The organism is Aromatoleum sp. (genome assembly GCF_036675785.1).
Taxonomy (GTDB): Bacteria; Pseudomonadota; Gammaproteobacteria; order Burkholderiales; family Rhodocyclaceae; genus Aromatoleum.
In genome coordinates this window covers 23,225-35,734 of sequence record NZ_JAKFEF010000024.1, presented here as the reverse complement: position 1 = coordinate 35,734, position 12,510 = coordinate 23,225, and the positions used below count along the sequence as shown (strand labels likewise).

Below are 12,510 nucleotides of genomic sequence, written 5' to 3'. Positions count from 1 at the left end.
GGGTTTCGTCTTATTCCGACGCGAAGATGGACCCGAGCTTGTCCATCTTTTCGAGCGCCATGCCGCAGCCGCGCGCGACGCAGGTCAGCGGCTCGTCGGCGACAATGACCGGCAGGCCGGTCTCTTCCATCAGCAGCCGGTCAAGGTCGCGCAGCAGCGCGCCACCGCCGGTCAGCACCATGCCGCGGTCGGCGATGTCGGCGCCGAGTTCCGGCGGCGTCTGCTCGAGCGCGATCTTCACTGCCGAGACGATCTGGTTCAGCGGCTCGGTGAGCGCCTCAAGGATCTCGTTCGACGAGATCGTGAAGCTCCTCGGGATGCCTTCGGCGAGGTTGCGGCCCTTGACTTCCATCTCGCGGACCTCCGAGCCGGGAAACGCCGAGCCGATTTCCTTCTTGATGTTCTCGGCGGTCGTGTCGCCGATCAGCATGCCGTAGTTGCGGCGGATGTAATTGACGATCGAGTCGTCGAACTTGTCGCCGCCGACGCGCACCGACCCGGCATAGACCATGCCGCCGAGCGAGATCACGCCGACTTCGGTCGTGCCGCCGCCGATGTCGACGACCATCGAGCCGGTCGCGTCCGACACCGGCAGTCCGGCACCGATCGCCGCGGCCATCGGCTCCTCGATCAGATAGACCTGCGACGCGCCGGCCGCGAGCGCGGCGTCGCGGATCGCCCGACGCTCGACCTGCGTCGAGCCGCAGGGCACGCAGATGATGATGCGCGGGCTGGGCGAGAACATTCGCGAGTCGTGCACCTTCTTGATGAACTGCTTGATCATCTGCTCGGTGACGACGAAATCGGCGATCACGCCGTCCTTCATCGGACGGATCGCGGTGATGTTGCCCGGGGTCTTGCCGAGCATCTGTTTCGCCGCATGACCGACGGCCTGGATCGTGCGCTTCGCGTTCGGACCGCCTTCGGTGCGGATCGCGACGACCGACGGCTCGTCGAGCACGATGCCCTTGCCGCGCACGTAGATCAGCGTGTTCGCGGTGCCGAGGTCGATCGCGAGATCGTTCGAGAAATAGGAGCGCAGAAAACCAAACATGGAGAAGTCCGAGACCGATGAAGATGGGCGGCTGCAAGCCCGGGCGGGCGGCAAACGAGTATGATAACCTTAAAGGCTTGTGGATTCAGCAGGTTTTGTTAGCCCATGTCGCTCTCCATCGAACAGGTCCAGCGCATCGCCGCACTCGCCCGGATCGAACTTGCCGCCGGCGACGCCGAGGCGACGCGCGACAAGCTCAACGGCATATTCGGCCTGATCGAACAGATGCAGGCCGTCGACACGAGCGGCGTCGAGCCGATGAGCCACCCGCAGGACGTCGCGCAGCGCCTGCGCACCGACGTCGCAACAGAGCCGGATCGCCGCGACGAGTTCCAGCGCATCGCGCCGCAAACCCAAGCCGGCCTCTATCTCGTACCGAAGGTCCTCGAATAAGGAACCACGCGCGCGAGGCGCCGCGGGCTTGCCCGACGTCGAGCGCCGCGTCCCCCGACTTATGATCAACGCCAGCCTGACCGAACTGCGCGCCGCGCTCGACGCGAAGGACGTTTCGAGCGTCGAGCTCGCGACGCTGTTCCTCGACCGCATCGAGCGCCTGAACCCGGCGCTGAACGCCTTCATTACCGTCGATCGCGACGGTGCCTTGGCGGCCGCGCGCGCCGCCGACGCGCGAATTGCCGCCGGCACCGGCGGTCCGCTGACCGGCATCCCGCTCGCCCACAAGGACGTGTTCTGCACCGAAGGCGTGCTGACGACCTGCGGCTCGAAGATGCTGTCGAATTTCGTCAGCCCGTACGACGCGCATGTCGTCGAACTGCTGAAGCAGGCCGGCGCGGTGAGCCTCGGCAAGACGAACATGGACGAGTTCGCGATGGGCTCATCGAACGAGAACTCGCATTACGGCGCGGTGAAGAATCCGTGGGACACGAGCCGCGTGCCGGGCGGCTCGTCGGGCGGCTCGGCGGCCGCGGTGGCTGCACGCCTCGCGCCGATCGCCACCGGCACCGACACCGGCGGCTCGGTGCGCCAGCCGGCGGCGCTGTGCGGCATCACCGGCATCAAGCCGACTTACGGCACGGTCAGCCGCTACGGCATGATCGCGTACGCGAGCTCGCTGGACCAGGGCGGGGCGCTCGGCACGTCGGCCGCCGACTGCGCGGCGCTGCTGACCGCGATGGCGGGCTTCGACCCGCGCGATTCGACGAGCCTCGAACGCCCCGCCGAAGATTATTCGCGCGAACTGACCGTCCCGGCGCAGCCCCGTCCGCTCGCCGGCCTGCGCATCGGCCTGCCGCAGGAGTTCTTCGGTCCCGGCATGGCCGACGACGTGCGCGCCGCCGTCGACGCCGCCCTCGACGAGTACCGCAAGCTCGGCGCGACGACCGTCGACGTGAGCCTGCCGAACGCGCAACTCGCGATCCCCGCGTACTACGTGATCGCACCGGCCGAAGCGTCGAGCAACCTGTCGCGCTTCGACGGCGTGCGCTACGGCCATCGCGCGGCCGAATACCGCGACCTCGCCGAGATGTACGCGAAGAGCCGCGCCGAAGGCTTCGGCGCCGAAGTCAAGCGCCGCATCCTCGTCGGCACTTACGTGCTGTCGCACGGCTACTACGACGCGTACTACCTGCAGGCGCAGAAGCTACGGCGCCTGATCGCGCAGGATTTCCAGGCGGCGCTGCGCGGCTGCGACGTCATCGCCGGCCCGACGAGCCCGACGACGGCGTGGGCGATCGGCGAGAAATCCGACGATCCGGTGCAGATGTACCTGTCGGACATCTACACGATCGCGGTGAACCTCGCCGGCTTGCCGGGGCTTTCGCACCCGTGCGGCTTCGGCGCCGGCAATCTCCCGGTCGGCCTGCAGCTTGTCGGCGACTATTTCTCGGAAGCGCGCCTGCTGAACGTCGCGCACCGCTTCCAGCAGGCGAGCGATTGGCACCTGCGCCGACCCGCGGTCGCCGCCTGAACGGAGTCTGGACATGAGCAGAAACGACTGGGAAGTCGTCATCGGACTGGAAGTCCATGCGCAACTGAACACCGCGTCGAAGATCTTCTCCGCGGCCTCGACCGCGTTCGGCGCGGAACCGAACGTCCAGGCGTGCGCGGTCGACATCGCGCTGCCCGGCGTGCTGCCGGTCCTGAACCGCGGCGCGGTCGAGCGCGCGATCCGCTTCGGCCTCGCGATCGGCGCAACGGTCGCGCCGAAGAGCGTCTTCGCGCGCAAGAATTACTTCTACCCGGATCTGCCGAAGGGCTACCAGATCAGTCAGTTCGAGCTGCCGGTCGTGCAGGGTGGCACGATCACGATCCGCGTCGGCGAAGGCGACAGCGGGTATGAAAAAACCGTGCGGTTGACGCGCGCGCACCTCGAGGAAGACGCCGGCAAATCGCTGCACGAGGACTTCCACGGCATGAGCGGCATCGACCTTAACCGCGCCGGCACGCCGCTGCTCGAGATCGTGTCGGAGCCCGACATGCGCTCGTCGGCCGAGGCCGTCGCCTACGCGCGGGTGCTACATGCGCTGGTGCGCTGGATCGACATCTGTGACGGCAACATGCAGGAAGGCTCGTTCCGCTGCGACGCGAACGTGTCGGTGCGCCGTCCCGGCGGCCCGCTCGGGACGCGCCGCGAGATCAAGAATCTGAACTCGTTCCGTTTCCTGCAGCAGGCGATCGATTTCGAGGTGCAGTGGCAGATCGACACAATCGAGGACGGCGGCACGATCCAGCAGGCGACCGTGCTGTTCGACCCCGACACGGGCGAGACGCGGATGATGCGCTCGAAGGAAGAGGCGCACGACTACCGCTACTTCCCCGACCCGGATCTGCTGCCGCTCGCGATCTCGCCCGAATGGATGGCTCGCGTGCAGGCCGAGTTGCCCGAGCTGCCGGGCGCGATGAAGGCGCGCTTCGTCGAACGGTGGGGCCTGTCGGCTTACGACGCGACGACGCTGACGGCGTCGAAGGAAGTCGCCGATTTCTACCAGGCGACCGTCGAAGCAGCCGGCGCCGCGCTCGCGAAGCCGTGCGCGAACTGGGTCATGGGCGAGCTCGCCGCGCGGCTCAACAAGGCCGAGCTCAATGTTTCCGAGTCTCCCGTCTCGCCGACGCAGCTCGCCGGCCTCGTCGTGCGCATCGGCGACGGCACGATCTCGAACAACATCGGCAAGAAGGTGTTCGACGCGCTGTGGAACGGTGACGGCGCAAAGGACGCAAATTCGGCCGACGCAATCATCGAGGCGCAGGGGCTGCGCCAGATGAGCGACAGCGGTGCGATCGAATCGATCATCGACGAAGTGCTCGCCGCGAACGCCAAGTCGGTCGAGGAATTCCGCGCCGGCAAGGACAAGGCTTTCAACGCGCTCGTCGGCCAGGTCATGAAGGCGACGAAGGGCAAGGCGAACCCGGCGCAGGTCAACGAACTGCTGAAGCGCAAGCTCGAAAGCTGATCCGGACGCGAGCGGCGCGCCGCCCACGCGCCGTCGCGCCGCCCCCGATCACTATAATGGGGACCGTCCAGGAACCCGACGAAGGGGTGCATGAATGTGCCAGCTCCTCGGCATGAACTGCAACGTGCCCACCGACATCTGCTTCTCGTTCACGGGCTTTCGGGCGCGCGGTGGACTCACCGATCAGCATCGCGACGGCTGGGGCATCGCGTTCTTCGAGGAGCGTGGCGTGCGCCTCTTCCTCGACCCACAGCCGAGCGCGGATTCGCCGGTTGCCGAACTCGTCCGTAACTACCCGATCCGCTCGCTGAACGTCATCGCGCACATCCGCAAGGCGACGCAAGGCGTGGTCCGCCTCGAGAACACGCACCCGTTCCAGCGCGAGCTGTGGGGCCGTTACTGGATTTTCGCGCACAACGGCAACCTGCTCGACTACGCGCCCGAGCTCTCCGGGTGCTTTCTGCCGGTCGGCTGCACCGATTCCGAGAAGGCGTTCTGCGACATCCTGCAAAGCCTCGCGGTCCGCTTTCCCGACGGGCAGCCGCCGGATGCGGCGCTGCACGCGGCGCTGCGCGAACTCGCGATCCGCATCGGCAGCCACGGCGAATTCAACTTCCTGCTGTCGAACGGCGAACTCCTGTTCGCGCACTGCTCGTCGCGGCTCGCGTACATCGTGCGCCAAGCGCCCTTCACCGTCGCGCACCTGTCCGACCAGGACGTCACCGTCGACTTCAATGAGCAGACGACGCCGAACGACCGGGTCGCGCTGATCGCGACGCTGCCGCTGACCGACAACGAAGTCTGGCAACAGATGACGCCCGGTTCGCTGCTCGCGTTCCGCGACGGCGCGCCCGAGGCGTTCGGCGAAACGCGGACGATCGCGGCAAGGCGGGACCCGGCGACCGGCGACGCGTGATTTCTCCCCCTTCGCAGCGTCATGCCGAAGGGCTAAAGTTGGCGTCTTCGATCCTGAGCGAGGGCTCGCCGATGGACTGCCCGCTGTGCGTTGCCGAACATGAAACGACGATCTGGCGCGATGGAAGCTGCCGCGTCATCCGCGTCGACGATCCCGACTATCCCGGTTTCTGCCGCGTCGTCTGGCATGAGCACGTCGCCGAGATGACCGATCTGACGGCGGTTTCCCAGCGCCACATCCTGAACGTCGTGCTCGCGACCGAAACGGCGCTGCGCCAGCTGATGCGGCCCGACAAGATCAATCTCGCGAGCTTCGGGAACGTCGTCCCGCATGTGCACTGGCACGTGATTCCCCGCTTTGTCGACGACCGGCATTTTCCGCAGTCGACCTGGGGCGAGCCGCAGCGCGACGGCGCCCGGCGGACCGCGCCTTCATCCGAAGCCCTCGCCGCCGCAATCGGCGCCGCGCTCACCGAACTGACGTCAGGGTGATTGGCCAGGCCCACGCGCCTTTTTCGCACCCGCCGACCAACGAAGCAGGGACCGAATGGAAAACCCGACTCCCACTAGCGGCCGCGAACCGGCCGATAGCCTCGAACTGCTGAAAAACCTGGCGCCCGCCGACGCCGACGAGACCCATCGGGCGCTGTCGGAGATCGTCACCGGCTTGCTCGCGACGCCGCCCGCTCCCGCGCAGCAGCTCGAGATCCTCGAAGCCGCGCGCGAACGGATCCACGCCGCGCAGGCCGAACTCGCAGCGTGCTACGCGACGCACCCGCTGCCGCCCGACAGCCGCGACAACGAGACGCTCGCGCGCGTCGTCGCCCTGTGGCGCGGGGTCGCGCAAGCCTATGCGCGGGTCGCCGACACCGACGCTAGTGACGGCTCGCCATCCAAGCGCGCACTGCTTCTCGCGCAGCGCCGGGTCGATGCCGCGGGCAAGGTGCTGCTCGAATATTTCCGTGCGCACCAGGCGGTGCCGGCCGGGGTCTGGTCCGACTTGCACGCCGGCTATGCCGCGGCCGAGGCCCTCGCGCAGGCGCAGGTGCGCGTGGCCGATACGCTCAACGAGGTGTGGAAGGCGCAAAGCACCGCCGAAGCTTACGTCGCGGTGCTGCTCGTCGACCTCGCCAATCCGTTCGGCCGCAGCGCGCGCGAGTTCGACTGGGTGTGCCGCTGGGCGCAGCGCTTCGCGCCGTACTGCACACTGGAGGCCGACACGGACGACGAAGCGACGAAACCCACGGCTTACGGCCTCGATCTTGCGGGCGACGACGGCCTGCGCCCGCTCGGCATCCTCGCGCCGTCCGCATCGGTGCGCCGCTTCGACGGCAGCCGCCTCGCGGCGCAGATCCGCGGCGTGATCGGGCGGTTCAAGGCGGGTGCGGCGCCGGCTTCATTGGGCCTCGGCGCCGACTGCCCGCCCGAGGCCGCGCACAGGCTGCTGGTCTCGCTGTACCGCCCATGGGCGCTCTCGGCGGCCGGCCGGCGGTTTACCCGTCGCAGGGGTCGGGGCGAGGCGGAGCTGTGCGGAGACTGGCTGGCGATCGGCTACAACGTCGCCGGCAAACCGTTCGAGCAGCCGGTGTTGTACTCGGCGAGCCCGCGGCAAGACGAGACCGACCCCAGACTGCAGTATGGCCGCATGGCCCGGGACTGGCAGTCGCACCGCGACGCGGAACGACGCGGTTTCGCCGCCGAGCGCTGGGCGGTGTTCGATCAGTCGGTGAGCGGCTTCCGCCTGATCCGGCAACCGCAGCAGGAGCGCATCGAGCATCGTCAGCTCGTCGGCATCCGGCCGCCGGACGGCGACCGTTTCCTCCTCGGGCAGGTGAGCTGGCTGATGTACCGCGACGACGGCGTGATGGAAGCCGGCATCCAGGTGCTGCCGGGGCTGCCGAAGATCGTCCCGGCCCGCCGGTTCGACCTGTTCCGCGGCCGGCACATCGCATATCAGCCCGCCTTCCTGCTGCCCGGCCTCCCGGCGCTGAAGACGGGACCTTCGCTCGTCCTTCCCGCCGGCTGGTATCGGCCGCAGGGGGTGATCGAGATTGTCGACGACAAGGGGATGGAACTCCGGCTGACGGACATCGTGCTGCGGGGCACGAACTTCGATCAGGTCAGCTTCGAACCGGTGGTGGCCCGAGACGTGCTGCAGGGAACCGCGCACTGAAGCGGCTGCCCCGGCCGCACTCGCTTTCGACGTGCAATTCGGCATCGTGCCGCGACAGGATGTGCTTGACGATCGCGAGCCCGAGCCCGGTGCCGCCGGACTCCCGCGAGCGCCCGAGGTCGACGCGGTAGAAGCGCTCGGTGAGCCGCGGAATATGCCGCGGCTCGATGCCGATCCCGTTGTCTTCGACGGCGAATTCGGCGCCCCCGTCGACGCGTCGCCAGCTCAGCCTGATCTTGCCGCCGGGGGGGGTGTAGCGGACCGCGTTGCTCGCGAGGTTCGCGAACGCCGAGCGCAATTCCTTCGCGCTGCCGAGCAGCGCCGCATCCTCGTCGCCGGCGGCGATGTCGAGGCTGACCTCGTGGCGCCCGGCCGACAGCAGCCGCGCGTCCTCCGCGATATCCTGCACCAGCGGGCCGACCGCGACCCGATGCTCGGCAGCGCGCGCGCCCGACTCGAGCGCAGCCAGCGTCAGCAGATCCTCGATCAGCGTCTCCATCCGCACCGACTGGTCCAGCGCGAGGCGCACGTAATGTTGCACCTCGTCCGGCCGGAAGTCCTCGAGTCCGTCGACGAGTGTCTCGAGAAAGCCGATCACGACGGTCAGCGGCGTGCGCAGCTCGTGCGACACGTTCGCGACGAAATCGCGGCGCATCGTTTCGAGTCGCTCGAGCTGCGAGATGTCGCGCGAAACGACCATCTTTTGCCCGTCACCGAACGGCACGACCTGAATCATCAACGTCAGCCCGGCCTTCCGGTCCGACTGCAGCACCAGCGGCCCGCCGTGCTCCGCGCCGTGCATGAGGCGGACAAAGTCGGGCTGGCGCACGAGCTTCGTCACCGGCACGCCGCAGTCCCGCGCGGCGTCGAGGCCAAAATGCTGCTCCGCCTTGTGATTCATCCATTCGATGCGGTCGTCGGCCGAGAGGTACAGCGTTCCGTCAGGCATCGCCTGACTCGCGTCGCGGAAGCGCTCGAGCGAGGTCGCGAGCTGTTCCCGCATCTCGTACGAGAGGCGCGATCGGCGATTGAGATCGGCAAAGACGCGATTCCACGTTCCGCGCGCGGAGGGCACCGGCGTTCCGACCGGCTCGCGCGTCCATTCGACGAGCTGCTGAACGCTGCGCAGGTGGTAGCCGTACACGAGCAGCATGCCCGCGACGAACGTGACCAGCGCGGCGAGCGTACCGCCGAAGGCGCCGGCGACGGCGGCAGCCATCGCCAGCAACGCGAGCGTGAGCGCCGCATGGGTCCAGACGTAACGGGCAGAACTTGGGATGTCGGCTACTCCTGCGGCACCGGCCGCGACTATTGCACCGCGCCCGAGCCGACCTGGGCCGACAGCCGGTAGCCGCTGCCGCGCACGGTCTGGATCAGCTGATCGAGCCCGCTCGCTTCGAGTGCCGCGCGCAGGCGCCGGACATGCACGTCGACGGTGCGCTCCTCGACGAACACGTGGTCGCCCCAGACCTGGTCGAGCAGCTGGGCGCGCGAATGGACGCGTTCCGGGTGGGTCATCAGGAAGTGCAGCAGCCGGAATTCGGTCGGGCCGAGCGATACCGGCGTTTCGTCGGCCGTGACGCGGTGCGTCGCGGGATCGAGCCGCAGTGCGCCGATTGCGACGACGTCTTCGGTCGCCTGCGGGGTGCGCCGGCGCAGGACCGCCTTAATGCGCGCGACGAGCTCGCGCGGGCTGAACGGCTTCGTGATGTAGTCGTCGGCACCCGTTTCGAGCCCAGCCACCGCGTCCTCTTCCTCGCCGCGCGCGGTCAGCATGATGATCGGGATCGTGCGCGTGCGCTCGTCCGCCCGCAGGCGGCGCGCGAACTCGATCCCGGACATCCCCGGCAGCATCCAGTCGAGCAGCACGAGATCGGGCAGCGCGCTCTGGACGATGCCGCGCGCCGATTCGGCGTCCGCCGCGCGGACCACGTGATGGCCGGCACGGCCGAGATTCGCGGCTATCAGTTCCTGGATGGCCGGTTCGTCTTCGACAAGCAGAATGGTGGCGGGCATGTCCGTCCTCCGGGTTGGCAGGCGAAGTGTATTGCACTCGTTTGACGCTTTTGTGACACGTCATCTGTCCGCAATGGCCGCTGAGGCTGCGGGGTGGGCCGATTCGGGTATGATTGGCCTCCCCACTGCGTCAGACCTTCGTGAAGCCCATGGCCGGAATCGACGACGACACCCCGATCCCTACCGCGATCACGCTGCATCGGAAATCGAAAATGCTCGAGATCGCGTTCGACGACGGCCGCGAATTCTCGCTGCCCTTCGAGTACCTGCGGGTCCACTCGCCGTCGGCCGAAGTGCGCGGCCACGGGCCGGGGCAGGAAGTCCTGCAAGTCGGCAAGCGCGACGTCGACATCCTCGACCTCCAGGCTGTCGGAAATTATGCCGTGAGACCGGTGTTCTCGGACGGCCACGACAGCGGCCTGTATTCGTGGGATTACCTGTACACGTTGGGCCGGGATCGCGACGTGCTGTGGCAGCGTTACCTCGACCGCCTTGCCGCGGAGGGCCGCAGCCGCGACCCCGCCGAAAACCCACCCCCCGCGCCGAAATCCGGCTGCGGCCACAAGCACTGAGCATGAGCGAAAAAACCACCCATTTCGGCTTCGAAACGGTCGCCGAAGGCGAAAAGCAGAAAAAGGTCGCGGACGTGTTTTCCTCGGTCGCCACCCGCTACGACGTGATGAACGACCTGATGTCGTTCGGTCTGCACCGGCTCTGGAAGGCGTTCACGATCCAGGTATCCGGCGTGGGGCGCGGCGACCGCGTCCTCGACGTCGCGGGCGGCACGGCCGACCTGTCGCTCACCTTCGCGAAGCGCGTCGGCCCCGCCGGGCAGGTCTGGCTCACCGACATCAATCACTCGATGCTGTCGGTCGGCCGCGACCGGGTGCTCGACCGCGGCCACGCGCTGCCGGTCGCGCAGTGCAACGCCGAAAAGCTGCCATTCCCGGACAACTGGTTCGACTGCGTCACCGTCGCGTTCGGCCTGCGCAACATGACGCACAAGGACGTCGCGCTCGCCGAAATGCGCCGCGTGTTGCGCCCCGGCGGCCGGCTCCTCGTGCTCGAATTCTCGCGGGTGTGGAAACCGCTCGCTCCGGCCTACGACTTCTACTCGTTCAAGATCCTGCCGTGGATGGGCGAAAAGGTCGCGCACGACGCAGACAGCTACCGTTACCTCGCCGAATCGATCCGCATGCACCCGTCGCAGGACGAGCTGAAGGCGATGATGGAACAAGCGGGGCTGAAACGGGTCGATTACTTCAACCTGACGGGCGGCATCGTCGCGCTTCACCGCGGTTACAAGCTCTGAAGCCGATCCTTCTCGGGACCGAATGCCCGCCCCGGACTCAACCCCGCACGGAGTATCGTCACGGATGAAAAATCTTCTTCTCGGCCTGATCGCCATCGTTCTCACGCTGGGCTTCAGCATCCCCGATGCCGAAGCGAAGCGTCTCGGCGGAGGCGGAAGTTTCGGCATGCAGCGCCAGATGACGCCGCAGCAGGCGCCGCGGCAACCGAGCGCCGCGCCCCTGCAGACGCCGAAGAGCGCCAACGCGACGCCGCAGAAACGCTCGTGGATGGGTCCGATCGCCGGTCTCGCCGCCGGCCTCGGCCTCGCTGCGCTGTTTTCGCATCTCGGGCTCGGCGAGGAAATGGCCTCTTTCGTGCTCATCGCGCTGCTCATCTTCGGCGGGTTGATGCTGTTCCGGATGCTGTCCCGTCGACACGCCCCGCCGCACGGCGCGCACCGGATGGAGTACGCCGGCGGTCCCGGCGTCCGGCCTGAGCCGGCCGCTTCGCCCGATTTCGCCGCCGCGAGTGGCTCGCGCGCCACTCCCGCCGGCAGTTCCATTCCGTCCGGTTTCGACGCCGACGCCTTTGTGCGACAGGCGAAGGTGCAGTTCATCCGCCTGCAGGCCGCGAACGACGCCGGCGATCTGAACGACATCCGCGAATTCACGTCACCCGAGATGTTCGCCGAAATCCGCATGCAGCTTTCGGATCGTGGCGCTGCTACGACGCAGCGCACCGACGTCGTCGAACTGAACGCCGAAGTGATCGAGGTCGCCGAAGAGCCGCAACGTTATATCGTCAGCGTGCGCTTCAACGGGCTGTTGCGCGAGGACGACGGCGCAGCCCCGGCGCCGTTCGATGAAGTCTGGCATCTCGCCAAACCGAAGACCGGCACCGGCGGCTGGGTCGTTGCCGGCATTCAGCAGGTTTCCTGATCTTCCCTCGCAAGCGCCCGAATCGCGTCACCCAGAAAAGATGTCAGTCCCAACCCGCGCCTTTGTCGCCACGATCAACCATCTTCTGGCCCCGGCGCCCTGGGCGCGCGACCGGCTGGCGCCGCACGCCGACCGCTGCGCGATGTTCAGCGCGACGCCGTTCGAATTCCTGTTCCGCGTTCTCCCCGACGGCTTTCTCGAACCTGCCGAGTCCGAGTGCGCGCCGGACGTGATCCTGTCGCTTCCACTTTCGGCCGTCCCCCGTCTTGCCGCAGGCGGCTCGACCCGGGCTATGAGCGCAGTCCGGATCGAAGGAAACGCGGAACTCGCGGACGCGCTCGGCTTCGTCTTCCGCCACCTGCGGTGGGACGCCGAAGAAGACCTCTCGCGCGTGACCGGCGACATCCTCGCCCGGCGCATCGTCCTCGGCGCCGAAGCGGCGAAATCCGCTCATGCGCGAGCATGGAACGCGCTCGGCGGGAACCTGACCGAATACTTCACCGAAGAACAGGAGATCCTCGTCACCCGCCCCGCGCTCGACGCGTATCGAGACGACCTCGCGCGACTGCGGGACGACGTCGCCCGGCTCGAAAAGCGCATCGGCCGCTTCGATCCGCGTACCTCCGCGCGACAACCGCGCGCGACGCTTCCGCCGAGTCGTCGCGGCGCATCTTCCGCCTGACCTCGTCGTTCGGGCGCCGCGGCGGCGGT

Annotated in this window: 13 protein-coding genes; 10 read left to right on the top strand and 3 right to left on the bottom strand. The window is 67.7% G+C overall.

From position 1 onward, the window contains the following. Nucleotides 1–10: 10 nt before the first annotated feature. Nucleotides 11–1,054: a rod shape-determining protein gene (locus tag V6M37_RS06105; protein WP_312662346.1), complete on the bottom strand. Its 1,044-nt coding sequence runs from the start codon at nt 1,052–1,054 to the stop codon at nt 11–13. A 105-nt stretch (nt 1,055–1,159) separates the two neighbouring features. Between V6M37_RS06105 and gatC the strand changes: the two genes are divergently transcribed. From gatC to V6M37_RS06075, 6 genes are all read left to right on the top strand, one after another. Next, a complete protein-coding gene (gatC, locus tag V6M37_RS06100) occupies nt 1,160–1,447 on the top strand; it encodes an Asp-tRNA(Asn)/Glu-tRNA(Gln) amidotransferase subunit GatC (protein WP_332671633.1) in 288 nt (95 codons plus the stop codon). A 61-nt stretch (nt 1,448–1,508) separates the two neighbouring features. Beyond that, nucleotides 1,509–2,981, top strand: a complete 1,473-nt coding sequence (gene gatA / locus V6M37_RS06095; RefSeq protein WP_332671632.1) for an Asp-tRNA(Asn)/Glu-tRNA(Gln) amidotransferase subunit GatA — start codon at nt 1,509–1,511, stop codon at nt 2,979–2,981. 13 nt (nt 2,982–2,994) lie between these two features. Then, entirely contained in the window at nt 2,995–4,464 is a 1,470-nt protein-coding gene (gatB, locus tag V6M37_RS06090; protein ID WP_332671631.1) for an Asp-tRNA(Asn)/Glu-tRNA(Gln) amidotransferase subunit GatB, read from the top strand. A gap of 94 nt (nt 4,465–4,558) precedes the next feature. Beyond that, nucleotides 4,559–5,380 (top strand): class II glutamine amidotransferase, encoded by an 822-nt coding sequence (locus tag V6M37_RS06085; RefSeq protein WP_332671630.1) that lies wholly within the window; start codon nt 4,559–4,561, stop codon nt 5,378–5,380. Between the two features lie 71 nt (nt 5,381–5,451). Beyond that, nucleotides 5,452–5,871: an HIT family protein gene (locus tag V6M37_RS06080; RefSeq protein ID WP_332671755.1), complete on the top strand. Its 420-nt coding sequence runs from the start codon at nt 5,452–5,454 to the stop codon at nt 5,869–5,871. Nucleotides 5,872–5,926: 55 nt separating this feature from the next. Then, nucleotides 5,927–7,552 carry a hypothetical protein gene (locus V6M37_RS06075; RefSeq protein ID WP_332671629.1) on the top strand — a complete coding sequence of 542 codons (1,626 nt, stop codon included), beginning with the start codon at nt 5,927–5,929 and terminating at the stop codon, nt 7,550–7,552. Here V6M37_RS06075 and phoR read toward each other — a convergent pair. Both phoR and phoB read right to left on the bottom strand, forming a co-directional pair. Continuing rightward, nucleotides 7,500–8,831, bottom strand: a complete 1,332-nt coding sequence (phoR, locus tag V6M37_RS06070) for a phosphate regulon sensor histidine kinase PhoR (protein WP_332671753.1) — start codon at nt 8,829–8,831, stop codon at nt 7,500–7,502. The two genes, V6M37_RS06075 and phoR, sit on opposite strands and share 53 nt — an antisense overlap. 29 nt (nt 8,832–8,860) lie before the next feature. Continuing rightward, the gene (phoB, locus tag V6M37_RS06065; protein WP_332671628.1) at nt 8,861–9,568 is read right to left on the bottom strand and encodes a phosphate regulon transcriptional regulator PhoB; all 708 of its coding nucleotides are present in this window, start codon (nt 9,566–9,568) and stop codon (nt 8,861–8,863) included. Nucleotides 9,569–9,717: 149 nt separating this feature from the next. On the opposite strand from phoB, the gene V6M37_RS06060 reads away from it, so the two are divergent. The 4 genes from V6M37_RS06060 to V6M37_RS06045 all read left to right on the top strand — a co-directional run bounded on the left by V6M37_RS06060 (nt 9,718) and on the right by V6M37_RS06045 (nt 12,481). Continuing rightward, nucleotides 9,718–10,140: a DUF971 domain-containing protein gene (locus V6M37_RS06060; protein WP_332671627.1), complete on the top strand. Its 423-nt coding sequence runs from the start codon at nt 9,718–9,720 to the stop codon at nt 10,138–10,140. A 2-nt stretch (nt 10,141–10,142) separates the two neighbouring features. Then, nucleotides 10,143–10,880 carry a bifunctional demethylmenaquinone methyltransferase/2-methoxy-6-polyprenyl-1,4-benzoquinol methylase UbiE gene (gene ubiE, locus V6M37_RS06055; protein WP_332671626.1) on the top strand — a complete coding sequence of 246 codons (738 nt, stop codon included), beginning with the start codon at nt 10,143–10,145 and terminating at the stop codon, nt 10,878–10,880. Between the two features lie 64 nt (nt 10,881–10,944). Beyond that, the gene (locus tag V6M37_RS06050) at nt 10,945–11,799 is read left to right on the top strand and encodes a Tim44 domain-containing protein (RefSeq protein WP_332671625.1); all 855 of its coding nucleotides are present in this window, start codon (nt 10,945–10,947) and stop codon (nt 11,797–11,799) included. A 40-nt stretch (nt 11,800–11,839) separates the two neighbouring features. Beyond that, complete coding sequence (locus tag V6M37_RS06045; RefSeq protein WP_332671624.1) at nt 11,840–12,481, top strand: ubiquinone biosynthesis accessory factor UbiJ; 642 nt, start codon at nt 11,840–11,842, stop codon at nt 12,479–12,481. Nucleotides 12,482–12,510: the final 29 nt, after the last annotated feature.

Coding starts and splice junctions, on each gene's coding strand:
- gatA (WP_332671632.1), top strand. CDS start 1,509: ATGATCAACGCCAGCCTGACCGAACTGCGCGCCGCGCTCGACGCGAAG.
- V6M37_RS06085 (WP_332671630.1), top strand. CDS start 4,559: ATGTGCCAGCTCCTCGGCATGAACTGCAACGTGCCCACCGACATCTGC.
- V6M37_RS06045 (WP_332671624.1), top strand. CDS start 11,840: ATGTCAGTCCCAACCCGCGCCTTTGTCGCCACGATCAACCATCTTCTG.
- ubiE (WP_332671626.1), top strand. CDS start 10,143: ATGAGCGAAAAAACCACCCATTTCGGCTTCGAAACGGTCGCCGAAGGC.
- gatC (WP_332671633.1), top strand. CDS start 1,160: ATGTCGCTCTCCATCGAACAGGTCCAGCGCATCGCCGCACTCGCCCGG.
- phoB (WP_332671628.1), bottom strand. CDS start 9,568: ATGCCCGCCACCATTCTGCTTGTCGAAGACGAACCGGCCATCCAGGAA.
- V6M37_RS06080 (WP_332671755.1), top strand. CDS start 5,452: ATGGACTGCCCGCTGTGCGTTGCCGAACATGAAACGACGATCTGGCGC.
- V6M37_RS06075 (WP_332671629.1), top strand. CDS start 5,927: ATGGAAAACCCGACTCCCACTAGCGGCCGCGAACCGGCCGATAGCCTC.
- V6M37_RS06050 (WP_332671625.1), top strand. CDS start 10,945: ATGAAAAATCTTCTTCTCGGCCTGATCGCCATCGTTCTCACGCTGGGC.
- gatB (WP_332671631.1), top strand. CDS start 2,995: ATGAGCAGAAACGACTGGGAAGTCGTCATCGGACTGGAAGTCCATGCG.
- V6M37_RS06105 (WP_312662346.1), bottom strand. CDS start 1,054: ATGTTTGGTTTTCTGCGCTCCTATTTCTCGAACGATCTCGCGATCGAC.
- V6M37_RS06060 (WP_332671627.1), top strand. CDS start 9,718: ATGGCCGGAATCGACGACGACACCCCGATCCCTACCGCGATCACGCTG.